The organism is Pseudomonas sp. HMWF032 (genome assembly GCF_003060885.1).
Classification (GTDB): domain Bacteria; phylum Pseudomonadota; class Gammaproteobacteria; order Pseudomonadales; family Pseudomonadaceae; genus Aquipseudomonas.
The window spans coordinates 1,288,575-1,313,758 of sequence record NZ_QAIG01000005.1 but is presented as its reverse complement, the minus strand read 5'-3'; the positions used below and the strand labels follow the sequence as shown (position 1 = coordinate 1,313,758).

Here is a 25,184-nt window from a genome sequence, read left to right as displayed (position 1 = left end):
TGAAGATGCTCAGAACACTGCGAAACGGCTTGCTGGTTACCCTGGCTTTACTGTCCTGCTCGTTGCAGGCGGCGCCGGCAGCCCATGAGGTGGTGCAGCAGACCACCAGCACCCTGTTGGCTGACCTTAAAGCCAATAAAGAGCGTTACCGTACGGATCCAGGGGCGTTCTACAACGCACTGGACAGCATTCTCGGTCCGGTTGTGGATGTGGATGGGATTTCTCGCGGGGTGATGACCGTGCGCTATTCGCGTCAGGCATCGCCCGAGCAGATGCAGCGCTTTCAGGAAAACTTCAAGCGCAGCCTGATGCAGTTCTATGGCAACGCCCTGCTCGAATACAACAATCAGGATATCCGCGTACTGCCGGTGAGTGGTCAGCAGGATCCTGAGCGCACCTCGGTCAACATGGAAATCAAGGACGGTAATGGCACGGTGTATCCGCTGTCCTACACCATGGTCAGTCAGGACGGTGCCTGGAAAATGCGCAACGTGGTCATCAATGGCATCAACGTCGGTAAGTTGTTCCGCGATCAGTTTGCCCAGGCCATGCAGGACAATCGTAATGACTTGGACAAGGTGATCGACAACTGGGCCGAGACTGTTGCCAAGGCGCGGCAAGGGGCCAATGCCTCGTGAGTCAGGCGAATATCACTGAGGCTGCGCCCGGAGTTCTGCAACTGGTTGGCGTGCTGGATTACCTGAGTGCTCCAGCCTTACGCGAGCAGGGCGGAAGGCTGCTCAAGGCCAGTCAGGCCGCTGACTGCGTGATCGATTGCAGCGGTGTGGAAAAATCCAGCAGCGTCGGTGTGTCGCTGCTGTTGGCTTTTATGCGTGACGCCAGTGCCCACAGCAAGACGCTGAGCGTGCGTAACCTGCCCAACGATATGCGCGAAATCGCCAGTGTCTGCGGTTTGCTGGAAATTCTTCCGCTGCAAGCCTGATCACGGCTTCGGTCGGCGGCTGATAATGCGGGGTTCGCAGGCGGGGGGCTTTTTTGTATGATGCTCGACCCGCGAGCGTCAGCTCGGCAATCGTTAATTCATGCATTGATCGAGGTTGAGCATGCAAGCCTTAGAAGTAAAGAGTCTCCTTGAGGCTAAATTGCCGGATACCCAAGTGGAAGTCGAAGGCGAAGGCTGCAACTTTCAGCTGAACCTGATCAGTGACGAGCTGGCGGCCCTCAGCCCGGTCAAGCGCCAGCAACAGATTTACGCTCACCTCAACGCTTGGATCGCTGATGGCAGCATCCACGCCGTGAGTATGAAATTCTTCAGCCGTGCCGATTGGGCCGCGCGCTCCTAAACCGAGAGAATCATGGACAAACTGATTATTACCGGCGGTGTGCGCCTCGATGGCGAAATCCGCATTTCCGGGGCAAAGAACTCTGCCCTGCCGATTCTCGCCGCCACCCTGCTCGGTGACGCGCCGGTCACCATCTGCAATCTGCCGCACCTGCATGACATCACCACCATGATCGAACTGTTCGGTCGTATGGGGATCGAGCCGATCATCGACGAGAAGCTCAGCGTCGAAGTTGACGCGCGGGCGATCAAGACCCTGGTTGCACCCTATGAGCTGGTGAAAACCATGCGCGCCTCGATCCTGGTGCTCGGCCCGATGGTGGCGCGCTTCGGTTATGCCGAAGTGGCCCTGCCGGGTGGTTGCGCCATTGGCTCGCGTCCGGTCGATCTGCACATCCGTGGCCTGGAGGCCATGGGCGCGATCATTGATGTCGAAGCCGGCTACATCAAGGCCAGGGCCCCAGAAGGTGGCCTGCGTGGTGCGCACTTCTTCTTTGATACCGTCAGCGTGACCGGTACCGAAAACATCATGATGGCCGCGAGCCTGGCCAAGGGCCGCAGCGTGCTGGAAAACGCCGCTCGCGAGCCGGAAGTGGTTGACCTGGCCAACTGCCTGATTGCTATGGGCGCGAAAATCAGCGGTGCCGGCACGGATACCATCACTATCGATGGCGTTGAGCGCCTGCACGGTGCCCGTTTCAGCGTGATGCCTGACCGTATCGAAACCGGCACCTACCTGGTGGCGGCAGCGGCGACCGGTGGTCGGGTCAAGGTCAAGGACACCGATCCGACTACCCTGGAAGCAGTGCTGTCCAAGCTGCAGGAAGCCGGGGCGGAAATTACCTGTGGCAACGACTGGATCGAGCTGAACATGCACGGCAAACGGCCGAAAGCCGTCAACCTGCGCACCGCTCCGTACCCGGCGTTCCCCACCGACATGCAGGCACAGTTTATCGCCCTCAATGCGATTGCTGAGGGCACCGGCACGGTGATTGAAACCGTATTTGAAAACCGCTTTATGCACGTGCATGAAATGATCCGCATGGGGGCGCAGATCCAGGTTGAAGGCAACACCGCCATCGTCACTGGCGTTGAACCCCTCAAGGGCGCGCCTGTAATGGCCACCGACCTGCGTGCATCCGCCAGCCTGGTGATTTCGGCGCTGGTCGCCGAAGGTGACACCCTGATCGACCGCATCTACCACATTGACCGTGGTTACGAGTGCATCGAAGAGAAGCTGCAGCTGCTGGGGGCGAAGATTCGCCGCGTGCCGGGCTAAGACCATGCTGACCATTGCTCTTTCCAAAGGCCGGATTCTCGATGACACCCTGCCGCTGCTGGCCGCGGCGGGCATTGAACCGACCGAGAATCCGGATAAAAGTCGCAAGCTGATCATCCCCACCACCCTGGATGATGTACGCCTGCTGATCGTGCGTGCCACCGATGTGCCGACCTATGTTGAACACGGTGCGGCCGATCTCGGTGTGGCTGGCAAGGACGTGCTGATGGAATACGGTGGCCAGGGTCTGTACGAGCCGCTGGACCTGCGGATTGCCCAATGCAAGCTGATGACCGCCGGTGCTGTTGGCGCGCCCGAGCCGAAAGGCCGTCTGCGGGTAGCCACCAAGTTCGTCAATGTGGCCAAACGGTATTACGCCGAGCAGGGCCGCCAGGTCGACATCATCAAGCTGTATGGTTCGATGGAGTTGGCACCGCTGGTGGGGCTGGCCGACAAGATCATTGACGTGGTCGACACCGGCAACACCCTGCGCGCCAATGGTCTGGAAGCTCAGGAGTTGATCGCCATGATCAGCTCGCGGCTGATTGTCAACAAGGCGTCGATGAAGATGCAGCACGCGCGCATTCAGGCGTTGATCGACACCCTGCGCGATGCGGTTGAAGCGCGACATCCACGCTGAGTCTGATGGCCGTCCTGTGCGGCCTAGCCTATCCGCGTTATAGCCAAAATTCTCAGGTGCCCGCGCGGAGTGGTTGTTACTCTACGGGCGCTTGAGCATTTGCCAATCTAAGAGGCCCGCTATGACCGCTCCTATCGCTATTCGCCGACTCAATGCTGCTGACCAGGACTTTGCCCAGCATCTGGATCATCTGCTGAGCTGGGAAAGTGTCTCGGACGACGCGGTCAACCAGCGCGTGCTGGACATCATTAAAGCCGTGCGTGAGCGTGGCGATGCGGCGCTGGTCGAGTTCACCAAGCAGTTCGATGGGCTGGATGTCGCCTCGATGGCCGATCTCATCCTGCCGCGCGAGCGCCTGGAGCTGGCCCTGACCCGCATCACCGCCGAGCAGCGCAGCGCCCTGGAAAAGGCCGCCGAGCGCGTGCGCCTGTACCACGAGCGCCAGCGTCAGGACTCTTGGACCTACACCGAGGCCGACGGCACGGTGCTGGGGCAGAAAGTCACCCCGCTGGACCGCGCCGGCCTGTATGTGCCGGGCGGCAAAGCCTCCTACCCGTCTTCGGTGTTGATGAACGCCATTCCGGCCAAGGTCGCCGGCGTGCCGGAAGTGGTGATGGTGGTGCCGACCCCGCGTGGCGAGATCAATGAGATCGTTCTGGCTGCCGCCTGTATTGCCGGCGTTGATCGCGTGTTCACCATCGGCGGTGCGCAAGCCGTGGCCGCCTTGGCCTATGGCACCGAAAGCGTGCCACCGGTGGACAAGGTCGTCGGCCCGGGCAATATCTATGTCGCCACCGCCAAGCGCCACGTGTTCGGCAAGGTCGGTATCGACATGATCGCCGGACCGTCGGAAATTCTCGTGGTGTGTGACGGCCAGACCGATCCAGACTGGATCGCCATGGACCTGTTTTCCCAGGCCGAACACGATGAAGACGCGCAGTCGATTCTGGTGAGCCCAGATGCCGCCTTCCTTGATCGCGTCGCCGAAAGCATCGCCAGATTGCTGCCGACTCTGGAGCGTGAAACCATTGCGCGCACTTCACTGGAAGGCCGTGGCGCACTGATTCAGGTGGCCGACATGGCCCAGGCCATTGAGGTGGCCAACCGTATTGCGCCGGAGCACCTGGAGTTGTCGGTGGCGAACCCCGACGAGTACCTGCCGCTGATTCGTCACGCCGGTGCGATCTTTATGGGCCGCTACACCGCCGAGGCCCTGGGTGACTACTGCGCCGGCCCTAACCATGTGCTGCCGACCTCTGGCACAGCGCGCTATTCCTCGCCGCTGGGGGTGTATGACTTCCAGAAGCGCTCGTCGATCATTCATTGTTCGGCCGAGGGTGCGTCGGAGTTGGGTAAGGTCGCCAGCGTGCTGGCCCGTGGCGAGTCGCTGACCGCCCATGCCCGCAGCGCTGAATACCGCATCAAGAACTGAGTTTTCAGGGCGCGCCGCGCGCGCCTCACCCCAGAATCGAATTCGAGGAGAGAAGGGCAGATGAGCAAATTCTGGAGCCCCTTCGTCAAAGACCTGGTGCCTTATGTGCCGGGTGAGCAGCCGAAACTGGCCAAGCTGGTCAAGCTCAACACCAATGAAAATCCCTATGGCCCGTCGCCCAAGGCGATCGCCGCCATGCAGGCTGAGCTTAACGACAACCTGCGCCTGTACCCGGACCCCAATAGCGATCGCCTGAAGCAGGCAGTGGCCGATTATTACGGTGTGCAGACGGCTCAGGTGTTTGTCGGCAATGGTTCCGACGAGGTGCTGGCGCACGCTTTTCACGGCCTGTTCCAGCACGGCCAACCGCTGCTGTTTCCGGATATCAGCTACAGCTTCTATCCGGTGTATTGCGGCCTGTATGGCATCGACTTCGTGCAGGTGCCGCTGGACGAACAATTCCAGATTCGTGTGGAAGATTATGCGCGGCCCAACGGCGGCATTATTTTCCCCAACCCGAACGCACCGACCGGCTGTCCTCTGGCGCTGGATGCCATCGAGCGCATGCTCCAGGCCAACCCGGATACCGTGCTGCTGGTAGACGAGGCCTATATCGATTTTGGCGGCGAGACGGCGATCAGTCTGGTGGATAAATACCCCAACCTGCTGGTTAGCCAGACGTTATCCAAGTCGCGCTCGCTGGCCGGGTTGCGGGTCGGTATCGCGGTCGGTCATCCTGACCTGATCGAAGCCTTGGAACGCATCAAGAACAGCTTCAACTCCTACCCGCTGGACCGTATGGCGATTGCCGGCGCGGCGGCGGCATTTGAGGACAAGGCGTACTTCAAGCAAACCTGCCAGCGGGTGATCGACAGCCGTGAGGCGGTGGTGGCAGGGCTGGAGCAGCTGGGCTTTGAGGTGCTGCCGTCGGCGGCGAACTTCGTGTTCGCCCGTCATCCGGGCAAAGATGCGGCCACCCTGGCGGCCGGCCTGCGCGAGCAGGGCGTGATCGTGCGTCACTTCAAGCAACAGCGGATTGCCCAGTTCCTGCGCATCACCATCGGCACGCTGGAGCAGAACCAGGCGCTGCTGGATGCCCTGCAAGGTCTGTAATTCGGTGCCATAAAAAAGCCGGAGCAGTGCTCCGGCTTTTTATTGCCTGTGACTTTTCAGTATGGGTTATTCGTGGTGCGCCTGGCCGAGGAAGGTCAGCGAGGTAAACAGGCCGCGCGTCTCGATATCCTTGTCGCCTTTGACGGGTAGGTCGATGGATGCGCTGATGATATTCAGCCCTTCGTTGCGTACCAGTACCTGGGCGCGGCCGTCGGCATCGGTGGTGGCGCTGACCTGGTGCGGCGCACCACGGTAGTCACCGACCAGCTCGACCCCCGCAGCTGGCTGGCCATCCACCAGCACCCGCACCGCCAGCAGCTTGCCGGGGCCGACCTTGAGTGGGTCGACTTCCGGCAGGATAACCATCTTCAATTGATCCAGCTTCGGCAACGTGGCGCCTTCCTGGTAAATCGCCAGGCTGTACTTGAACGTGTGCAGCGACTCGGTCGAGTTCGGCACTTTGCTGCGGCCCTGATTGATCCACTGCTTGTCCGGGGTCAGTGACCAGGCGCCGTTATCCAGGGCTACGCCGAGCACCGCCGGGGTTTTCAGCGGTTGCAGGCGGGCGTGATCCTCAAGACGCTGAACGGTGACCGGGATCATCTTGCCGGCGCGGTCATAGGCCCAAGCGCCGCTGATCTTCTCGGCCTTGAAGGCGTTGTCCTCGGCACCGTGGCCGTAGATGGTTTCGATATGGCCGCGGCGTTGTTCGGTCCACAAACCGTGGGCCTGAGCTTGCCCGGCAAGCAGGGCGGCGAATAACACAGTGAGCAGGGCGGGTTTGGCAGTGCGCATACGGGTGTTCCTTGCGGGTTAGAGATTGAGGGTCAGGCTGAGGCTGAGGTTGCGTGGGTCACCGGGCATGACCCAGGCGCTGTTGAACGCGCGTTCGTAGTACTCGCGGTCGAACAGGTTGTTGAGGTTCAGACCGACGCTTAGGTCCTCGCTGGCCTGATAGCGCGCGAGCAGGTCGACGGTGTTGTAGGCCGGTAATTCGAAGTCGCTGCCGGCTTGCCCCGAGCGATCCCCTACATAGTGGAAGGCGGCACCGATGTCCGAGCCGCGCAGGCCACCTTCCTGAAACTGATAGACCGTCATCAGGCTGCCACTGTGGCGGGCGACGCCGAGCAGCTGGCTGCCGACCGGCAGGCTGTTGTCTTCGGTCACTTCAGCATCGATAAAGGCGTAGGCGCCGATGATGCGCACGGCATCGCTGAGCTGGCCGCTGAACTGCATGTCCAGACCCTGGCTGCGCGCCTTGCCAGCGGCGATGCTGTTGCCGGGATTGGCCGGGTCGGCGGTCAGCACGTTTTCCTTGTCGATATGAAACAACGCGAGTGTCGCGCCCAGGCGGCTGTCGAGCAGGTCGAGCTTCAGCCCAGTTTCATAGCCCAGGCCCTTCTCCGGTTTGAACACCGTGCCCTGGCTGCTGATGCTGTTGGGCTTGAACGAGGTGGAGGCGTTGGCGAACACCCCGATCTGCGGCGTCAGTTGATAGAGCAGCCCTGCGCGCGCGGTGGCGACATCCTTGTTCTGCTCATTGCTGACCCGCGTGCTGCGGTTCAGTGCGGTCTGCTCGAAGCGCTCGAAGCGTGCGCCGATCAGGCCACTCAGGCGTTCGCTGAAACTGATCTGATCCTGCAGGTTGAGGGCATAGCTCTCGGTATGCTCGAAGAAGTCGTTGGGATTGACGATGGCGGGCTTGGTCTGGCCGTACTGCGGTTGGTGGATGTTCTGGCCGTAGCCCAGGGTGGTCGCGCTTTGCGGGTACTTCTGGCTGTTGCGGTAGTTCTCGTACTCCAGGCCAGCGAGGGTCTGGTGCTGCCAGCTGCCGAGGTCGAAGCTGCCGTGCAGTTCGGCCTGGGTGATGCTGTCGTTCCATTCGAAGCTGCGCTGGCGATAGAAGCGCGTCAGGGTGTCGCCAACCAGGCGTGACGGCTCGGAGCTGTTGCCCTGCAGGCGACCCTGGGCGTAGTGGTTGGCCAGGCGTAGCTTCCAGCTGTCATTGAGGTGGCGCTCCAGGCTGACCTGCAGCATCTGGTTGTCGTTGCGGATGGTGCCGTCGTTCGGCTCGCCCATAAACGTGGAATCTTTCACCGCGCCCATGCGGTTGTTCACCGCCGGTATGCCACGGTCGAACACCGATTCGGTACGGCTGAACTCGCTCTCGACCAGTAGCAGGGTGTCGGCATCCAGCTGCCAGCTCAGCGACGGGCTGACGATCTGCCGTTCACTGCCGACATGGTCGCGAAAGCTCTGGTTGTCCTCGATCGCCAGGTTGACCCGTGACAGCAGGGTAGCGTCGTCATTCAGCGGGGTGTTGACGTCCAGGCTGCTGCGGTAGCGGTCCCAACTCCCGGCGCTGGCCTTGAGTTGGCTGAAAGCCTCGGCCTGCGGCTTCTTGCTGACGATATTGATCATGCCGCCTGGGTCGCCACGGCCATACAGGCTGGCGGCCGGGCCTTTGAGCACCTCAATACGTTCGATACCGGAGGCGTCCGGCGAGCTGTAGCTGCCGCGGTTGATGGCGAAGCCGTTCTTGTACAGCTCACCAGTGGTGAAACCGCGCACGCTGTAATTGAGGAAGGTCAGGCCGCCGAAATTGTTTTGCCTGGATACTCCGCCAGCAAAATCCAGGGCGCGGTCGATGCGCGGGGTGCCCAGGTCATCGAGCACCTGTGACGGCACCACGCTGATGCTTTGCGCGATCTGCTCAATCGGCGTATCAGTGCGAGTCGCACTGGCCGAACGGGTGGCGCGATAACCCTGTACAGGGCCATCCGCCCGTTCCTGGCGTGCGGTGACGGTGGTGGCGGACAGCTCGACGGGGTTTTCTGCTGCTGCGGCAAAAGCGCTGGGGGTGATCAGGCAGGCAAGCAAAGCGTGGGCGGCGCGCAAGAGGTAATATCCTTCTACTGTATTTAATGTAATAACATAACATTAAAGTTGAGAGGAATTATCGATTGCGTTGTGCAAATTGAAAAAGAGTGAGAATTAGCTGCCGTTGACGGGCGGCCTAACGCCGATTTCTGCGGTCAGTTGCAGCGGTTTGCCGTTGCGCAGGATGTCGATGCGGATCTTCTCGCCGGGTTTGGCGCGGGCTACCTGGTTCATCGAGCGGCGGCCATCACCAGCGGCTTCACCGTCGATGCTGAGGATCAGGTCGCCGGGCTGTAGGCCGGCTTTCTGCGCCGGGCCATTACGGTAGATGCCGGCCACAACGATACCGGGTCGTCCGTCCAGCCCAAAGGATTCCGCCAGTTCCGGCGTCAACGGTTGCACCTCGATCCCCAGCCAGCCGCGAATCACCTGGCCGTGTTCGATGATTGCCTGCATCACTTCCATCGCCAGTTTTACCGGGATGGCAAAGCCGATGCCTTGTGATCCGCCGGACTTGGAGAAAATCGCGGTGTTGATGCCTACCAGGTTGCCGTAGGCATCCACCAGTGCGCCGCCGGAGTTGCCAGGGTTGATCGCCGCGTCGGTCTGGATGAAATCTTCGTAGGTGTTGAGGCCCAGCTGGTTGCGCCCGGTGGCGCTGATGATGCCCATGGTCACGGTCTGGCCGACGCCGAAGGGGTTGCCGATGGCCAGGGTCACGTCGCCGATGCGGATATTGTCGGAGCGCCCGAGGATGATAAACGGCAGATCCTGCAGATCGATTTTCAGCACCGCGAGATCAGTCTCCGGGTCGCTGCCAATGATGCGAGCCAGGGTTTCACGCCCATCTTTCAGGGCCACGACGATCTGATCAGCACCCGCGACCACATGATTGTTGGTCAGCAGGTAGCCTTCCGGGCTCATGATTACTGCCGAGCCCAGGCTCGACTCCATGCGCCGTTGCTTGGGCAGGTTGTCACCGAAGAACTTGCGGAACTGCGGGTCCTCGAACAGTGGATGCGCCGGCTTGTTGACGAACTTGGTGGTGTACAGGTTAGCGACGGCCGGTGAGGCCAGGTTTACCGCGTCGGCGTAGGACACCGGGCCTTCCTGCATGCGGCTGTAGAACGGTGCCTGGCGCACGTGCACGTCCTGCCCCGGCAAACCGACCCACTGGGGGAAATACTGCATGATCAGCAGTGCCGACAGCACACCGACCAGCAGGGGCCAGCCGAGGAAACGCAGGGCCTTGAACATCGATCCAATCCTGAGGGTTGCCGGGGGCAGGTGCGCCCCTTAAGGTGCGCCATTATAGAGAGGTGGCTGCGAATAAAGCAGCGCCCGCACACCTGTTGATAAGGAAACCCTATGGCCATTGCCCTGGCGACCCTAGTGGAAGAAGCCGACCGCTACCTCAATGCGGCGCGAATCAGTGATTACTGCCCCAATGGCCTGCAGGTCGAGGGCCGGCCGCAGGTACGGCGCATCGTCAGTGGCGTGACCGCCAGCCAGGCGCTGGTCGATGCGGCCGTCGAGGCCGAAGCTGATGTGCTTTTGGTGCACCACGGCTATTTCTGGAAGGGCGAAAACCCCTGTGTCACCGGAATGAAGCGCCGCCGCCTACAGACCCTGCTGGCCAACGACATCAGCCTGCTGGCCTATCACCTGCCGCTGGATGTGCACCCCGACGTGGGCAACAACGTGCAGCTGGCCGCGCAGCTCGGTATTACCGTGGAAGGCCCGCTGGAGCCGGAAAATCCACGCACCGTCGGCCTGATCGGCTCCCTGGCTGAGGCCATGAGTCCGCGCGATTTCGCCCGCCATGTGCATCAGGTGCTGGGCCGTGAGCCGCTGCTGGTTGAGGGCGATGAAATGATTCGTCGAGTCGGTTGGTGCACGGGCGGTGGTCAGGGTTATATCGATCAGGCGATTGCCGCTGGGGTTGATCTGTACCTGACCGGTGAAGCCTCTGAACAGACTTTCCACAGCGCCCGGGAAAACGGCATCAGCTTTATCGCCGCCGGCCATCACGCCACCGAGCGTTATGGGGTGCAGACGCTGGGTGATTATCTGGCGCGGCGCTTTGCCATTGAGCATCTTTTTATCGATTGCCCCAACCCAATCTGAGGCGCAATTGCGGCCTTTCCTGTAGGTATAAAGCTAGATCGTTTCGATCTAACCGGGCTCCTGAATAGAAGAGGGTGCTGTGCTAGAGTGCGCCCTCGTCCACGGCCCGCCGGCCCAAATATATCGCATTTCGTGAGTAGCCATGCTCGATAAACTGACCCACCTGAAACAGCTGGAGGCGGAAAGTATCCACATCATTCGTGAAGTGGCCGCCGAATTCGATAACCCGGTGATGCTCTACTCCATCGGCAAAGACTCCGCCGTGATGCTGCACTTGGCCCGCAAGGCATTCTTCCCCGGCAAACTGCCGTTCCCGGTGTTGCACGTCGACACACGCTGGAAGTTTCAAGAGATGTATCGCTTCCGCGAGAAGATGGTCAACGAGTATGGTCTGGATCTGATCACCCACATCAACCCCGATGGTGTGGCGCAGGACATGAACCCCTTCACCTACGGCAGTGCCAAGCACACCGACGTGATGAAGACCGAGGGTCTCAAGCAGGCGCTTAACAAGTACGGCTTTGACGCCGCCTTCGGTGGCGCGCGCCGTGACGAAGAAAAGTCCCGCGCTAAAGAGCGTGTGTATTCCTTCCGCGACAGCAAGCACCGCTGGGACCCGAAGAACCAGCGCCCTGAACTGTGGAACGTGTACAACGGTAAGGTCAAGAAGGGTGAATCGATCCGTGTGTTCCCGCTGTCCAACTGGACCGAGCTGGACATCTGGCAGTACATCTATCTGGAGCAAATCCCGATCGTGCCGCTGTACTTCGCTGCCGAGCGTGAAGTGATCGAGAAGAATGGCACCCTCATCATGATCGACGACGAGCGCATCCTCGAGCACCTCTCGGACGAAGAGAAAGCCCGCATCACCAAGAAGATGGTGCGTTTCCGCACCCTCGGCTGCTACCCGCTGACCGGCGCGGTGGAGTCCACAGCCACCAGCCTCACTGACATCATCCAGGAAATGCTCCTGACCCGTACTTCCGAGCGCCAGGGTCGCGTTATTGACCACGATGCCGCCGGCTCGATGGAAGAGAAAAAACGTCAGGGGTACTTTTAATATGTCGCACCAATCCGATCTGATCAGCGAAGACATCCTCGCTTACCTGGCCCAGCACGAGCGTAAAGAACTGCTGCGCTTCCTCACCTGCGGCAACGTCGACGACGGCAAGAGCACCCTGATCGGGCGCCTGCTGCACGACTCCAAGATGATCTACGAAGACCATCTGGAAGCCATCAGCAAAGACTCGAAAAAAGTCGGCACCACCGGTGACGACATCGACCTGGCGTTGTTGGTCGACGGCCTGCAGGCCGAGCGTGAGCAAGGCATCACCATCGATGTGGCGTACCGCTATTTCAGCACCGCCAAGCGCAAGTTCATCATCGCCGACACCCCTGGCCACGAGCAGTACACCCGCAACATGGCCACCGGTGCGTCCACCTGCGACCTGGCGATCATCCTGATCGACGCCCGTTACGGTGTGCAGACCCAGACCAAGCGCCACAGTTTTATCGCCAGCCTGCTGGGCATCAAGCACATCGTTGTGGCCATCAACAAGATGGACCTCAAGGGCTTCGATCAAGGCGTTTTCGAGCAGATCAAGGCCGACTACCTGAAGTTCGCCGAAGGTATTGCGCTCAAACCCACATCGCTGCATTTCGTGCCGATGTCGGCGCTCAAAGGCGATAACGTGGTGAACAAGAGCGAGCAGTCGCCTTGGTATGACGGTCAGTCGCTGATGGAAATTCTGGAAACCGTGGAGGTGGCCGGTGACCGTAACTTTACTGACCTGCGTTTCCCGGTGCAGTACGTCAACCGTCCGAATCTGAACTTCCGTGGCTTCGCCGGCACCCTGGCCAGCGGTATCGTGCGCAAAGGTGACGAAGTCATTGCGCTTCCGTCGGGCAAGGGCAGCAAGGTCAAATCCATCGTCACCTTTGAAGGTGAACTGGAGCAGGCCGGTCCGGGCCAGGCGATCACCATCACCCTGGAAGACGAAATTGACGTCTCGCGCGGCGACATGCTGGTGCATGCCGACAGCCGCCCGCAGGTGGTCGACAGTTTCGACGCCATGCTGGTGTGGATGGCTGAAGAGCCGCTGCTGCCGGGCAAGAAATACGACATCAAACGCGCCACCAGCTATGTGCCGGGTTCGATTGCCAGCATCACCCATCGGGTGGATGTGAACACCCTTGAAGAGGGCGCGGCGAGCAGCCTGCAACTCAATGAAATCGGCCAGGTGCGCATCGCCCTTGACGCGCCGATTGCACTGGATGGCTACGCGCACAACCGCACCACCGGCTCGTTTATCGTCATTGACCGTCTGACCAACGGCACCGTGGGTGCCGGCATGATTATCGCCGAACCTGTTGAAGCAGGTGCGGGTGGCCATCACGGCAAGCTGGCCCATGTGTCCACCGAAGAGCGTGCCACGCGCTTCGGCCAGCGACCGGCCACCGTGCTGTTCAGCGGCCTGTCCGGTGCCGGCAAGAGCACCCTGGCCTACGCCGTAGAGCGCAAGCTGTTCGACATGGGCCGTGCGGTTTATGTGCTCGATGGCCAGAACCTGCGCCATGACCTGAACAAAGGTCTGCCGCAGGACCGTGCTGGGCGCACCGAGAACTGGCGGCGTGCCGCGCACGTGGCGCGTCAGTTCAACGAAGCCGGTTTGCTGACCCTGGCCGCCTTCGTGGCTCCGGATGCCGAAGGCCGCGAGCAGGCCAAGGTGCTGATCGGTGCTGAGCGTCTGATGACCGTGTATGTGCAGGCGTCGCCGCAGGTCTGCGCCGAGCGTGACCCGCAAGGCCTGTATGCGGCGGGTGGCGACAATATCCCGGGCGAGTCCTTCCCATATGACATTCCGCTGAATGCCGATCTGGTGATCGATACGCAGTCAGTGTCGGTGGATGAGGCTGTTAAACAAGTATTGGCTCTGCTGCGCGAGCGCGGCGCGATCTAAAGCCACCGCTCAATAAAAAGCCCCGCCTAGTGCGGGGCTTTTTTTGGCTGCTTGGTCGCCGACGCTACCGCGTCAGCGCCTATTACTTGTTCTTCAAACCGTAGCTTTCATCGAGCATGCCCGGCACATCGGCACTTTTCGGTGCGTAGTCCTTGGGCATTTCATTGTTTTTTGGCGGCGTCAGGCGTTCGCGTTTTTCGCTGCTGTCATCAGCGTGCAGGGTGGCCAGCAGGCGTTGGCGAGTCAGCTCGTCGAGGGCCAGGCGGTTGGCTCCCTCGGACAGGTGCTCCTGCACGTCCTGATAGCTCTGGGTGAGCTTCTTCACCATGCTGGCGGTGGTGTTGAAGTGGCTGACCACTTCACTTTGGTAAGCGTCGAAGCGCTCCTGCATTTCATCCAGTTGGCGCTGGGTGCGGCTGGGCGCTGCATTGGGTGCCAGGCGAGCAATCAGGAAGCCAATGGCAATGCCTGCGACCAGGGTAATGGCGGGTAGCAACCAGGCGGTAAGCGTCTGTTCCACGAGTCCTTCCTCTCTAAACGGCTTTGCTTTACGTTAACGGCTCGAACCTGCGCTGTATACCGCAATGCAATGCCGAAACGATTACGGCGGTTCTGCGGCGCAGGCTGTCAGCTAGACGAGTCGACCCACTGCGAGGTCACGGAGTTCCCTGTTGCTCACCCGCGAAACCCCCATCACGATTGCCGGCCCCTGCGGCCTACTTGAGGCCCTCTGGCTGGACACCCCCGACGCCCGTGGCGTGGCGCTGATCTGCCACCCTAACCCGGTGCAGGGCGGCACCATGCTTAATAAAGTGGTCTCCACCCTGCAACGCACGGCCCGTGACTGTGGTCTGGCCACGTTGCGTTTCAATTACCGTGGTGTCGGTGCCAGCGCCGGCAGCCATGACATGGCCAGCGGTGAGGTGGACGATGCCGAGGCCGTGGCGAACTGGCTGCGTGCGCAGCACCCTGAATTGCCAATGACCCTGCTGGGCTTTTCCTTTGGTGGTTTTGTTGCCGCCGCGCTCGGAGCGCGCCTTGAGGCCCAGGGGTTAACGCTCGAAAAACTGTTTATGGTGGCCCCGGCGGTGCATCGTCTGATGGATGACACGCCACCGGCCAGTCATTGTCCGCTGGTCCTGATCCAGCCCGAAGACGACGAAGTGATCGACCCGCAGGTGGTTTACCAGTGGTCGGCAGCACTCGGGCGTGCCCATGAGCTGCTGAAAGTGGCAGAATGCGGCCACTTTTTTCACGGCAAGCTGACCGACCTGAAGGATTTGCTACTGCCGCGTCTCTGAACTGATTGAGCCTCAATAAGCGAACGTTATGACCACTCGTATCCTTACCGGCATCACCACCACCGGCACGCCGCACCTGGGCAACTACGCGGGTGCGATTCGCCCGGCCATCGTCGCCAGCCGCGCCGCCGATGCGGATTCGTTCTACTTTCTGGCCGACTACCACGCGTTGATCAAGTGCGATGAGCCAGCGCGCATCCAGCGTTCCCGTCTGGAAATCGCTGCCACCTGGCTGGCGCTGGGGCTGGATACCGACAAAGCCACCTTCTACCGCCAGTCGGATATCCCCGAGATTCCCGAGCTGTGCTGGTTGCTTACCTGTGTGGCCGGCAAGGGCTTGCTCAACCGTGCCCATGCCTACAAGGCCTCGGTGGACAAGAACGTCGAAGCCGGTGAAGACCCGGATGCGGGCATCACCATGGGCCTGTTCAGCTACCCGGTGCTGATGGCCGCAGACATTCTGATGTTCAACGCGCACAAGGTGCCGGTCGGTCGTGACCAGATTCAGCACGTGGAAATGGCCCGCGATATCGGCCAGCGCTTTAACCACTTGTTCGCTCAAGGTAAAGAGCTGTTCACCCTGCCCGAAGCGGTGATCGAGGAAGACGTGGCCACCTTGCCCGGCCTCGACGGCCGCAAGATGAGCAAAAGCTACGACAACACTATCCCGTTGTTTGGCAGTGCCAAGCAGCTCAAGGATGCCGTGGCGCGGATTGTGACCGACTCCAAGCTGCCAGGCGAGCCGAAAGACCCGGACAGCTCGCACCTGTTCACCCTCTATCAGGCCTTTGCTGCACCGACTCAGCAGGCGGATTTCCGCGCGGCGCTGGAAGGTGGCCTGGCCTGGGGCGAAGCCAAACAGGCGTTGTGCAACCTGCTGGAAGCCGAGCTGGGCGAAGCCCGCGAGCGTTATCACGCGCTGATCAGCAAACCGGCCGATCTGGAAGACATCCTCCTGGCCGGTGCCGCCAAGGCGCGCAAGATCGCCACGCCGTTTCTCGGCGAGCTGCGTGAGGCCGTGGGCCTGCGCTCGTTCCGCAGCCAGGCCGTCAACACGGCGGGCGAGAAGAAGAAAGCCGGCAAGAGTGCACGCTTTGTCAGCTTCCGCGATGACGACGGTAGCTTCCGTTTCCGCCTGCTCGATGCCACTGGCGAGCAACTGTTGCTGTCCAAGTCGTTTGCCGATGGCAAGGCGGCAGGCATGGTCAACAAGCGTCTGCAATCCGGTGAAGCATTGGATGTGCGCGAGCAGGACGGCGGCTTTGGCGTCTGGCTGGACGATGAATGCGTGGCGCAAAGCCCGGCATTCGCCGACAGCAGTGCCTGTCAGGCGGCTATGCAGCGCCTGCGTGAAGCCTTGGCACCGCAGGATTAAGGTGTAGGTTGGGTTGAGGAGCAACGCGACGAAGCCCAACGTTGCGTTTTTGTTGGGCTTCGCTGCGCTCAACGCCAACCTACCCGATTGCCAATCCACCGGGGCGTCGCTAAAGTGACGCCCCCGTTTTACTTGCCCGGCTAACGAGTTTATGACGCCCCTAGAACGCTACCAGGCTGACCTTAAACGCCCTGATTTCTTCCATGACGCTGCGCAGGAAACGGCGGTGCGTCATCTGCAGCGCCTGTATGACGACCTGATCGCCGCCGACAAGGGCAGCGCCGGCGTATTTGGCAAGCTGTTCGGCAAAAAGCCGCAGGGGCCGGTCAAAGGTCTTTATTTCTGGGGCGGCGTCGGGCGTGGCAAGACCTACCTGGTCGACACCTTCTTCGATGCGCTGCCCTTCGAGCGCAAGATGCGTACGCACTTCCACCGCTTTATGAAGCGTGTGCATGAAGAAATGCGCACCCTCAAGGGCGAAAAGAACCCGCTGACCCTCATCGCCAAGCGCTTTGCCGACGAGGCCAAGGTCATCTGCTTTGACGAGTTCTTTGTCAGTGACATTACCGACGCCATGATCCTCGCCACCCTGATGGAAGAGCTGTTCAAGAACGGCGTCAGCCTGGTTGCTACCTCCAATATCGTGCCCGATGGCTTGTACAAGGACGGCCTGCAGCGCGCGCGCTTCCTGCCGGCGATTGCCCTGCTCAAGCAGCACACCGAGATCGTCAACGTCGACAGCGGTATTGATTACCGCCTGCGCGCCCTGGAACAGGCCGAGTTGTTCCATTGGCCGCTGGATGCCGCCGCCGAAGAAAGCCTGCAGAAGAGCTTTGTCAGCCTGTTGCCCGAGCACTGCGTGGTGCAGGAAAACGAGGCGTTGATGATCGAGAACCGTGCCATCGTCGCGCGCAAGGTCGGTGATGACGTGGCCTGGTTCGACTTCCGTGAACTGTGCGATGGCCCGCGTAGTCAGAACGACTACATCGAACTGGGTAAAATCTTCCATGCGGTGCTGCTGGCCAACGTCGAAAAGATGAGTACTGCCAAGGACGACATGGCCCGACGTTTTATCAACCTGGTGGACGAGTTCTACGACCGCAACGTTAAGCTGATCATCTCCGCCGAGGTGGAGCTTAAAGACCTCTACACTGGCGGTCGTCTTACCTTCGAGTTCCAGCGCACGCTGAGTCGTCTGCTGGAAATGCAATCCCACGAGTTTCTCGCGCGGCCGCACAAGCCTTAACTCAACACGCGTACATTCGTACCTAAAAGCCCGGATCATTTCGGGCTTTGTAGTTGATGGCCGGCTGAAGACAGTCAGGCCGTCTGCGCCCAGGCAGGATAAACTCTGCGCCATCGACTTTTTTCTGCGGTTAGCCCTATGACCTTTGCCTCCCTCGGCCTGATCGAGCCTCTGCTGCGTACTCTCGACAGCCTCGATTACAAAACCCCCACCGCCGTGCAGGCGCAGGCCATCGTGCCAGTGCTCAAGGGCCGTGATCTGATGGCCGCCGCGCAAACCGGCACCGGCAAGACCGCCGGTTTTGCCCTGCCGGTGCTGCAACGGCTGATGATGGAAGGGCCGCAGGTGGCCAGTAATTCGGTGCGCGCGCTGGTGCTGGTGCCGACCCGTGAGCTGGCTGAGCAGGTGTTGCAGAGCTTTCTCACCTACGGTCAGCACTTGCCGCTGCGCAGCTACGCGGTGTATGGCGGGGTCAGCATCAACCCGCAGATGATGAAGCTGCGCAAAGGCGTGGATGTGCTGGTGGCCACCCCCGGCCGCTTGCTTGATCTGTACCGGCAGAATGCGGTGAAGTTCAATCAGGTGCAAACCCTGGTGCTGGATGAAGCCGATCGCATGCTCGACCTGGGCTTTGCCAGTGAGTTGGAGAATGTTTTTGTGGCGTTGCCGAAAAAGCGCCAGACCCTGCTGTTCTCCGCGACCTTCTCGGACGCCATTCGCGCCATGGCCGCGCTGATGCTCAACGACCCGCTGAGCATTGAGGTCAGCCCGCGCAACGCCGCCGCCAAATCGGTCAAGCAATGGCTGATCCCGGTGGACAAGAAACGCAAGAGCGAGCTGTTTCTGCACCTCTACCAGAGCAAGCGCTGGAGCCAGGCTCTGGTGTTTGTGAAAACCCGCAAGGGTGTTGATGAGCTGGAAGCCGAGCTGCAACGCCACGGCATCAGCGCCGACTCGATCCACGGCGACAAACCCCAGGCCACCCGTCAGCGTGCCCTGCAGCGCTTCAAGGACGGCGAGGTCAAGGTGCTGGTGGCCACCGATGTGGCGGCCCGTGGGCTGGACATCGACGACATGCCGTTGGTGGTCAACTTCGATCTGCCCATCGTGGCCGAAGACTATGTGCACCGCATCGGCCGTACCGGGCGTGCTGGCACTACCGGTCAGGCGGTGTCGCTGGTCTGCGCCGACGAAGTGCAACTGCTCTCGGCCATCGAAACCCTGACCCAACAAGTGCTGCAACGCATCGACGAACCCGACTTTATCCCCGACCACCGCGTGCCGCAGACCCTGCCTGGTGGTCAGGTGGTGAAAAAACCGAAGAAACCGAAGAAGCCAAAAGTCGTTGGCGGTGGCAAGGGCGGCAGCCTGGGGCGCTGGATGGAGGCCGACGAGCCAGCCGCCCCGGCGGTCAAGGCTGTGCGCAAGGTGCCCAGCTTTGGCGGTAAGCCGGCCAAGGGCGGCAGAAAACCCTAGGGTGGACAACGCGAAGCCCGTCCACTGCTGGGGCTAACTGTTCTGTGCAATCCGCCAGAGCACGCCGCTGGGGTCGATGATCACAAAGTCGCGCATGCCCCAGGGCTGATCCTGGGGCGGCACCAGACGCACGCCGAAGCGCTCGACCAGCTGCTCATCCAGCACCTTCTGCCACCAGGCCTCGACGTCTTCCACCAGCAGGTGCATGACGAAGTTATCCGCCTGCTCCTTGATGTAGAGATTCTGCAGCAAAAAAGCGCAGTGTTCGCCGTGGCTGAAATAAGCCAGGTCATCGCCGACCCAGCCGGGTTTGAAACCCAGAGCCTGGTAGAACGCCTGGCTCACGGCGAAGTCGCGGGCGGGTACGAAGGTTTTCAGTTCAACGCTGTGCAACATCGGATGGTTCCTGCGCGAGTGGTGTCGAGCAGGCTAATACGGTTGGGCCGGCCCTCTGCCGGAGCCTGGCGAGTAGAGATTAGCGGCTGGCCTGCGCTGCTTCCAGCTGCTTCTTGTGGGTGGCAGCGGCCGTCATGTCATAGATCACCACACAGATGTGTTCCACTGCGTTGCCCGAGCCGCCCAGTGGCAGCAGGGTGACGTTCTGGTACATAAAGTCTTCCTGGCCTGTGATCGGCTGGTAGTTCTTGAAGTGCATCAGGTAGGGATGTTGTTCCCACAGGCTGAAGGCGCGGGTGCCCAGTGCCACGACGGTATCGACCTTGCGCCGCAGCCAGGCTTCGTCGATTTCACTGAACAGGCTGAACAGGGTTTTGCCGTGCACCTCGTCCGGGCCCATGCCGGAATGGTTTTCCATAAAGCTGTTCCACACCTCAACCCGGTATTGGCGGTCGAGCACGATCACCCCGACATCAATGCACTGCACGATATCGAGCAGCCAGTGAACCTCTTTGATATCTATCTGTGCAGGCATGGCTTAACTCATCAGGTAGTTGAGCTTGTTAGTCAGGCGTTTGATCGAATCTTCGGTAAACAGCAGCAAGAGGTCGAAGTGAATGCTGTGGGCTTCCAGGCTGTAGCTCACTTCAATGGCCAGCGTCTTGCGCCAGCGTCGTTGGTTGAGGTGAATCAGCCGCTCGATGGATGAATGCTGGCCCAGCAATTGCGGGTGGCCCTGAGAAAAACGCACATCAATCTGCTCGGCAATCCCGGCCAGGCAGGCACCGGTGAGGATGCTGGCCAGGTCCAGCAGCATTTCCGAGGTCTGGGTGTCGTCCTTGGGTTGCCAGCCCAGCAGTTTCGCCATGTCGGCCACTTCCGAATCATGGAACAGCAGCAGCGCCTCGCCAGCAATGCCATCACCGATAAAGCCCTGGCACACCGCGCTCAGGCGTTCACCGCGCATGGCATCGGTAAGGGTCATGTGCAGCTCACTGACCTCGAAGATGTTCACCTGCGGCACCGGCAATTGCACAAATACGTGCAGCACCTTGGCCAGTAACGCGGCGGCGCGGCCCATGGCGACGTTGGTGACCTCGCGCAGGGCATCGCGGAAGTTGACCTTCAACTCATCCAGTACGGCGGCCTGGGCGAGGGCGGTGGGGGTGGCCTTGGGGTCGAACAGGCCGAGTTCGAGCAGGGTGCTGCGCAGCGTATCGGGGTCGGCGGGTTTCTTGATAAAGGCCAGTGCGCCGAGTTCCTTGACCCGGCGTACGGCTTCGTCCTGAACGTCGCCGGACACCACCACCACTTTGCAGGCCAGGCCCTCGGCGCGCATGGCGGCGAGGGTTTCATAGCCGTCCAACACTGGCATGGTCAGGTCCAGCAGCATCACCTGGCCCAGCCCCTGGCGCAGGGCGGCCAGGGCCTCCTGACCGTTGGCAGCCTGGCTGATGGTCACCGGCCATTCGGGTGGCAGGGCGCGAATCAACTGCTTGCGCGCCATATTCGAGTCGTCGCAGACCACTAGTGGAATCACGGCTGGAGAGTACCTATGCGCGTGGAAGATCACCGCTCTATGACGGTTTTTCCAAAGCATAGTCGCTTGACGTGCGGCGTGGGGGCTTATCTGTGGTGTGACAGCCAGTTGAGCATGCCCTGGGCAGCGCGGCGGCCACTGGCAAAGCAGGTGGTCAGCAGATAGCCGCCGGTGGGCGCTTCCCAGTCAAGCATTTCCCCGGCGCAGAAGGTGCCAGGCAAGGCCTTGAGCATCAGCTGGCCGTCCATCTGTTCGAACGGCACGCCTCCGGCTGTGCTGATGGCTTCATCCAATGGCCGTGGACGTACCAGGGGGATCGGCAGGGCCTTGATTGCACTGGCCAGCTGTGCCGGATCATTGAAGGTTGCGGCGCTGGCCAGTTCCCGCAGCAGCGCCGCTTTGGCCCCATCGATCCCGGCCTGGCGGTGCAGGTGCTTGGCCATGGACTGCGACCCGCGCGGTTTGCTCAGGGCCACCTGCAATTTGCTCAGCGGCGTTTGTGGTAACAGATCAAGGTGTACGGTGGCGCTGCCGTGCTGGTTGATCGTTTCACGAATAGCTGCCGACAGGGCGTAGACCAGGCTGCCTTCGAGGCCGCTGGTGGTAAGCACACACTCGCCCAGGCGCGGTGTTTCTCCGGGTAGGCTGAGGCTGACGTTCTTCAGCGGCGCGCCGGCGAACTTGTCGCGCAGAAACGCGCTCCAGGCCGTTATATCGAAGCCGCAGTTGCTGGCCTGCAAGGGCGCGATCGTCACGCCGCGGTCTTGCAACAGACTGACCCAGGCGCCATCCGAGCCCAGTCGTGCCCAGCTGGCGCCTCCCAGAGCCAGCAGGGTGGCGTCCGCTTTGATCAGGTGCTCGCCGGCAGGCGAGACGATCCGCAACGCGCCCTGATCATCCCAGCCTAGCCAACGATGGCGGGTGTGGATGTACACGCCCAGTTCACGCAGGCGCTTGAGCCAGGCGCGCAGCAGCGGCGCGGCTTTCATGTCGGTGGGGAAGACCCGGCCCGAGGTGCCGACAAAAGTGTCGATGCCAAGGCCGTGAATCCAAGCGCGCAGGGCCTCGGCATCGAAGTCCTGCAGCAGCTTGGTCACTTCTGCCTGGCGCGCGCCATAGCGGGCCACAAAGGCCGGCTTGGCTTCGGCATGGGTGATATTCATCCCGCCGACCCCGGCCAGGAGGAACTTGCGCCCCACCGAAGGCATGCCGTCGTAAAGGTCGACCTGCACACCGCCCAGGGCCAGCACTTCGGCCGCCATCAGCCCGGCGGGGCCGCCGCCGATAATGGCAACGCGAGAGGCAGGTGGTTGGTGGTTGTCGGTCATGGCGATATCGGGCGGGAATTAAGGGCGTGCATTCTAACCGAGGCCGCGTGCGCCTTGTCATTTGCCCCGGCTTCGGGCAGGGTCGCGGGGTGAATTTCTGACCGGAGCCCCTTTATGTCTGACCTCTACCCCAGCATCGACCCCGACGGCCTGATCGAATATTCGGTGGTCTACACCGACCGCTCTCTCAACCATATGTCGCAGTCGTTTCAGGGCGTGATGAAGGAGATTTCCAGCACCCTGAAACAGGTCTACAACGCCCATGCGATGGCCATCGTGCCTGGTAGCGGCACCTATGGCATGGAGGCCGTGGCGCGCCAGTTGGCCACCGGGCAGAAGTGCCTGGTGCTGCGCAACGGCTGGTTCAGCTACCGCTGGACGCAGATTTTCGAGATGGGGCAGATCCCCTCTGAGTCTATTGTGCTCAAGGCGCGTCCGGTCAGCGAAGGCAGCCAGGCCGCCTATGCCCCGCCGCGACTGGCCGATGTGCTGGCGGTGATCGCCCTGGAAAAACCGCAGGTGGTGTTCGCCCCGCACGTGGAGACCTCTTCCGGCATGATTCTGCCAGATGGCTACCTGCGCGCCGTGGCGGATGCTGTGCATGCGGTCGGCGGCCTGTTTGTGCTCGATTGCATCGCCTCCGGCACCCTCTGGGTGGACATGCAGGCCTGCGGCGTGGACGTGCTGATCAGCGCGCCGCAAAAAGGCTGGAGCGCTTCGCCGTGCTGCGCCCTGGTGATGCTCAGCGAAGCCGCCCAGGCCCGCGTCGAAGCCACGCAAAGCACCAGCTTTGCCTGCGACCTGAAAAAGTGGCTGCAGATCATGCAAGCCTACGAACAAGGTGGCCATGCCTACCACGCCACCATGCCCAGCGATGCCCTGGCGCGTTTTCGCGATGCCATGCGCGAGGCCGAAGCCATTGGTTTCGCTAAGGTGCGCGAGCAACAGCAGGAACTCGGTGAGCGGGTGCGCGCCTTGCTCGCCCGCAAAGGCTTCAAAAGCGTGGCCGCCGAAGGCTTCGAGGCTCCCGGCGTGGTGGTGTGCTACACCACCGACGCGAGCATCAAGAACGGCAGCAAATTCGCTGCCCAGGGCCTGCAGATCGCAGCGGGCGTGCCGTTGCAGTGCGATGAACCAGCGGATTTCCAGACCTTCCGCCTGGGCCTGTTCGGGTTGGACAAACTGGGCAATATCGAGCGCACCGTGGCGACCCTTGAGCAGGCGCTGGATAAGGTGTTGGCGGGTAGTTGAAATAAATAGGTGTTGCTGGACTTGATTAACCGTGCGGGTGAAATTTTGCTTGAGGAGAGGCTGATTTCTATCGTGGCCAAATCAGAAGTGACCATTACTGCACTGAAGGCAGTTAGGCGGTTGAACCTGAGCTCTTGGTGTATAGGTGCGGGCGCGATTCGTAATCTTGTTTGGGATCACCTGCACGGTTTTGAAGTGGCAACCAAGTCCGATGACATAGATGTCGTCTTTTATGACGCAAACAATCTTTCCCTGGAGTTGGAGCAGTCCTTAAAACTGCAGTTGGACTTGTCCGAGCCTGAGTTTGCTTGGGATGTAGTTAACCAGGCGGCGGTTCATACTTGGATTCGGCCTCATCCCGGTAAAAAAATGATGCCGTTTCGTTCTCTAGCAGAAGGCGTAGCTTCATGGCCTGAGGTGGCTACATGCGTAGGCGTTACGCTTACGACATCAGGAAAGATTGAGGTTATTTCACCTCATGGCCTTATCGATCTTTTTGAAATGGTGATTCGCTGGAATCCAGAGCGCGTTCCGCGTGAGGTTTACGAGGAGCGCGTTGCTGATAAGCGTTTTTCTGAGCGCTGGCCAAGAGTCAAAGTTCTACCATGTCTTTAAGACTAAGTATTTCGATACCCATAAATCGTCTTTGCGTTACAGCTATGACTTCGGTCTATGGGTATCGCTGTGCTTGCGTGATCTGGCGGGTTAGCCGACCTTGACCGCCTGCAGCGTATAGCTCAATGGCAGCCTTTGCGGCTGGTTATCCAGCCGCCATTCACCATCCTCGCCCAGGCTCATCTGACCCGGTAGGGCTTCCCAGGGCAGGCTGGTGTGTTCTTCCAGTGCCGTCAGACGCATGCCGTGACGCAGCAGTGCGGTGATGATTTCGCCCAGGCCGTGGTTCCATTCGTGGGTGATGCTGGCGGTCAGCAGGGTGTCGGTTTTGACGTAGGTGTGCTCGTTATCCCAGACGGTGGGTTCGCTGTGTTCGAAATAGGGGTGGGCAAGCTGCAGGGCGTCCTCGCAGTCCTCGTCGAGCGCCATCAGCACCGGATGGGCTTCACGTAAGAACAGGCGTCCGCCGGGTTTTAGCAGGGCGGCGACATTGCGCGCCCAGTCATCGATCTGCGGTAGCCAGTTCAGTGCGCCGATGCCGGTGTAAATCAGGTCGAATGATTGCGCCCCGAGCACCTTGGCGGCGTCGTAGACCGAGGCTTCGACAAATTCGATGTGCTCACCGCAGCTGCTTGCCAGTTTGCTGGCTTGCGCCAATGAGGCGGCGGAGAAATCCAGGCCGCTCATCTGCGCGCCCAGACGGGCCAGCGACAGGGTGTCGGTGCCGATATGGCACTGCAGGTGCAGCGCGCGCAGGCCGTGGATATCGCCAAGGCGCGGCAGATCAAAGCGCACGACTTCGGATAAATGCGCGGGCGAGGTGATAAACAGCTGAACCTGGTAATCGGGCGACGCCGCATGCAAGGCGGCGCGCTCGTTCCAGTTGGCTTGGTTCAGGGCAAACGAGTCATCCATGACGGAA

The 25,184-nt window shown here is 60.9% G+C and carries 25 protein-coding genes; 16 read left to right on the top strand and 9 right to left on the bottom strand.

Annotated features, from left to right (window positions below; genetic code table 11):
• Positions 1 to 5 precede the first annotated feature (5 nt).
• From DBR00_RS08815 to hisC, 7 genes are all read left to right on the top strand, one after another.
• Entirely contained in the window at positions 6 to 638 is a 633-nt protein-coding gene (locus DBR00_RS08815; protein ID WP_108488239.1) for a phospholipid-binding protein MlaC, read from the top strand.
• On the top strand, positions 635 to 943 hold the full coding sequence (locus DBR00_RS08810) for a lipid asymmetry maintenance protein MlaB (RefSeq protein ID WP_108488240.1): 309 nt from the start codon (positions 635 to 637) through the stop codon (positions 941 to 943). The genes DBR00_RS08815 and DBR00_RS08810 overlap by 4 nt, the downstream gene beginning before the upstream one ends.
• A gap of 121 nt (positions 944 to 1,064) precedes the next feature.
• Entirely contained in the window at positions 1,065 to 1,304 is a 240-nt protein-coding gene (locus DBR00_RS08805; protein WP_090255487.1) for a BolA family protein, read from the top strand.
• 12 nt (positions 1,305 to 1,316) lie between these two features.
• Positions 1,317 to 2,582 (top strand): UDP-N-acetylglucosamine 1-carboxyvinyltransferase, encoded by a 1,266-nt coding sequence (murA, locus tag DBR00_RS08800; protein WP_108488241.1) that lies wholly within the window; start codon positions 1,317 to 1,319, stop codon positions 2,580 to 2,582.
• A gap of 4 nt (positions 2,583 to 2,586) precedes the next feature.
• Positions 2,587 to 3,222: an ATP phosphoribosyltransferase gene (gene hisG / locus DBR00_RS08795; RefSeq protein ID WP_090255484.1), complete on the top strand. Its 636-nt coding sequence runs from the start codon at positions 2,587 to 2,589 to the stop codon at positions 3,220 to 3,222.
• A gap of 121 nt (positions 3,223 to 3,343) precedes the next feature.
• The gene (gene hisD / locus DBR00_RS08790; protein WP_108488242.1) at positions 3,344 to 4,654 is read left to right on the top strand and encodes a histidinol dehydrogenase; all 1,311 of its coding nucleotides are present in this window, start codon (positions 3,344 to 3,346) and stop codon (positions 4,652 to 4,654) included.
• 60 nt (positions 4,655 to 4,714) lie between these two features.
• Entirely contained in the window at positions 4,715 to 5,767 is a 1,053-nt protein-coding gene (hisC, locus tag DBR00_RS08785) for a histidinol-phosphate transaminase (RefSeq protein ID WP_108488243.1), read from the top strand.
• 66 nt (positions 5,768 to 5,833) lie between these two features.
• Here the strand turns inward: hisC and DBR00_RS08780 are convergent, their stop codons facing one another.
• From DBR00_RS08780 to algW, 3 genes are all read right to left on the bottom strand, one after another.
• Positions 5,834 to 6,562, bottom strand: a complete 729-nt coding sequence (locus DBR00_RS08780; protein ID WP_108488244.1) for a DUF4198 domain-containing protein — start codon at positions 6,560 to 6,562, stop codon at positions 5,834 to 5,836.
• 18 nt (positions 6,563 to 6,580) lie between these two features.
• A complete protein-coding gene (locus DBR00_RS08775) occupies positions 6,581 to 8,587 on the bottom strand; it encodes a TonB-dependent siderophore receptor (RefSeq protein ID WP_371920639.1) in 2,007 nt (668 codons plus the stop codon).
• 174 nt (positions 8,588 to 8,761) lie between these two features.
• Positions 8,762 to 9,904: a Do family serine endopeptidase AlgW gene (algW, locus tag DBR00_RS08770; RefSeq protein WP_108487939.1), complete on the bottom strand. Its 1,143-nt coding sequence runs from the start codon at positions 9,902 to 9,904 to the stop codon at positions 8,762 to 8,764.
• A gap of 111 nt (positions 9,905 to 10,015) precedes the next feature.
• Between algW and DBR00_RS08765 the strand changes: the two genes are divergently transcribed.
• The 3 genes from DBR00_RS08765 (at position 10,016) to cysN (ending at position 13,734) form a co-directional block, all read left to right on the top strand.
• The gene (locus tag DBR00_RS08765; protein WP_108487940.1) at positions 10,016 to 10,774 is read left to right on the top strand and encodes a Nif3-like dinuclear metal center hexameric protein; all 759 of its coding nucleotides are present in this window, start codon (positions 10,016 to 10,018) and stop codon (positions 10,772 to 10,774) included.
• A 142-nt stretch (positions 10,775 to 10,916) separates the two neighbouring features.
• Positions 10,917 to 11,834, top strand: a complete 918-nt coding sequence (gene cysD, locus DBR00_RS08760) for a sulfate adenylyltransferase subunit CysD (RefSeq protein ID WP_108487941.1) — start codon at positions 10,917 to 10,919, stop codon at positions 11,832 to 11,834.
• 1 nt (position 11,835) lies between these two features.
• Positions 11,836 to 13,734 carry a sulfate adenylyltransferase subunit CysN gene (cysN, locus tag DBR00_RS08755; protein WP_108487942.1) on the top strand — a complete coding sequence of 633 codons (1,899 nt, stop codon included), beginning with the start codon at positions 11,836 to 11,838 and terminating at the stop codon, positions 13,732 to 13,734.
• Positions 13,735 to 13,816: 82 nt separating this feature from the next.
• Here cysN and DBR00_RS08750 read toward each other — a convergent pair whose 3' ends face one another.
• Complete coding sequence (locus tag DBR00_RS08750) at positions 13,817 to 14,254, bottom strand: YhcB family protein (RefSeq protein WP_108487943.1); 438 nt, start codon at positions 14,252 to 14,254, stop codon at positions 13,817 to 13,819.
• A 151-nt stretch (positions 14,255 to 14,405) separates the two neighbouring features.
• Here DBR00_RS08750 and DBR00_RS08745 point away from each other — a divergent pair, with 151 nt between their 5' ends.
• The 4 genes from DBR00_RS08745 (at position 14,406) to DBR00_RS08730 (ending at position 19,132) form a co-directional block, all read left to right on the top strand.
• Complete coding sequence (locus tag DBR00_RS08745) at positions 14,406 to 15,035, top strand: alpha/beta hydrolase (RefSeq protein WP_108487944.1); 630 nt, start codon at positions 14,406 to 14,408, stop codon at positions 15,033 to 15,035.
• A 28-nt stretch (positions 15,036 to 15,063) separates the two neighbouring features.
• On the top strand, positions 15,064 to 16,410 hold the full coding sequence (locus tag DBR00_RS08740) for a tryptophan--tRNA ligase (RefSeq protein ID WP_108487945.1): 1,347 nt from the start codon (positions 15,064 to 15,066) through the stop codon (positions 16,408 to 16,410).
• 151 nt (positions 16,411 to 16,561) lie between these two features.
• A complete protein-coding gene (gene zapE / locus DBR00_RS08735) occupies positions 16,562 to 17,656 on the top strand; it encodes a cell division protein ZapE (protein ID WP_108487946.1) in 1,095 nt (364 codons plus the stop codon).
• A gap of 138 nt (positions 17,657 to 17,794) precedes the next feature.
• Positions 17,795 to 19,132 carry a DEAD/DEAH box helicase gene (locus DBR00_RS08730; RefSeq protein WP_108487947.1) on the top strand — a complete coding sequence of 446 codons (1,338 nt, stop codon included), beginning with the start codon at positions 17,795 to 17,797 and terminating at the stop codon, positions 19,130 to 19,132.
• 33 nt (positions 19,133 to 19,165) lie between these two features.
• On the opposite strand, the gene DBR00_RS08725 is transcribed toward DBR00_RS08730, so the two are convergent.
• The 4 genes from DBR00_RS08725 to DBR00_RS08710 form a co-directional block, all read right to left on the bottom strand.
• A complete protein-coding gene (locus DBR00_RS08725; protein ID WP_108487948.1) occupies positions 19,166 to 19,528 on the bottom strand; it encodes a VOC family protein in 363 nt (120 codons plus the stop codon).
• A gap of 79 nt (positions 19,529 to 19,607) precedes the next feature.
• Complete coding sequence (locus DBR00_RS08720) at positions 19,608 to 20,063, bottom strand: PAS domain-containing protein (RefSeq protein WP_108487949.1); 456 nt, start codon at positions 20,061 to 20,063, stop codon at positions 19,608 to 19,610.
• A 3-nt stretch (positions 20,064 to 20,066) separates the two neighbouring features.
• Positions 20,067 to 21,068 (bottom strand): response regulator, encoded by a 1,002-nt coding sequence (locus tag DBR00_RS08715; RefSeq protein WP_108487950.1) that lies wholly within the window; start codon positions 21,066 to 21,068, stop codon positions 20,067 to 20,069.
• Positions 21,069 to 21,154: 86 nt separating this feature from the next.
• Positions 21,155 to 22,396 carry a TIGR03862 family flavoprotein gene (locus DBR00_RS08710; RefSeq protein ID WP_108487951.1) on the bottom strand — a complete coding sequence of 414 codons (1,242 nt, stop codon included), beginning with the start codon at positions 22,394 to 22,396 and terminating at the stop codon, positions 21,155 to 21,157.
• Positions 22,397 to 22,510: 114 nt separating this feature from the next.
• Between DBR00_RS08710 and DBR00_RS08705 the strand changes: the two genes are divergently transcribed.
• Both DBR00_RS08705 and DBR00_RS08700 read left to right on the top strand, forming a co-directional pair.
• Entirely contained in the window at positions 22,511 to 23,647 is a 1,137-nt protein-coding gene (locus DBR00_RS08705; RefSeq protein ID WP_108487952.1) for an aminotransferase class V-fold PLP-dependent enzyme, read from the top strand.
• 9 nt (positions 23,648 to 23,656) lie between these two features.
• Positions 23,657 to 24,262, top strand: a complete 606-nt coding sequence (locus tag DBR00_RS08700; protein ID WP_218276604.1) for a nucleotidyltransferase family protein — start codon at positions 23,657 to 23,659, stop codon at positions 24,260 to 24,262.
• Between the two features lie 90 nt (positions 24,263 to 24,352).
• Here DBR00_RS08700 and DBR00_RS08695 read toward each other — a convergent pair whose 3' ends face one another.
• Positions 24,353 to 25,177: a bifunctional 2-polyprenyl-6-hydroxyphenol methylase/3-demethylubiquinol 3-O-methyltransferase UbiG gene (locus DBR00_RS08695; protein ID WP_108487953.1), complete on the bottom strand. Its 825-nt coding sequence runs from the start codon at positions 25,175 to 25,177 to the stop codon at positions 24,353 to 24,355.
• Positions 25,178 to 25,184: the final 7 nt, after the last annotated feature.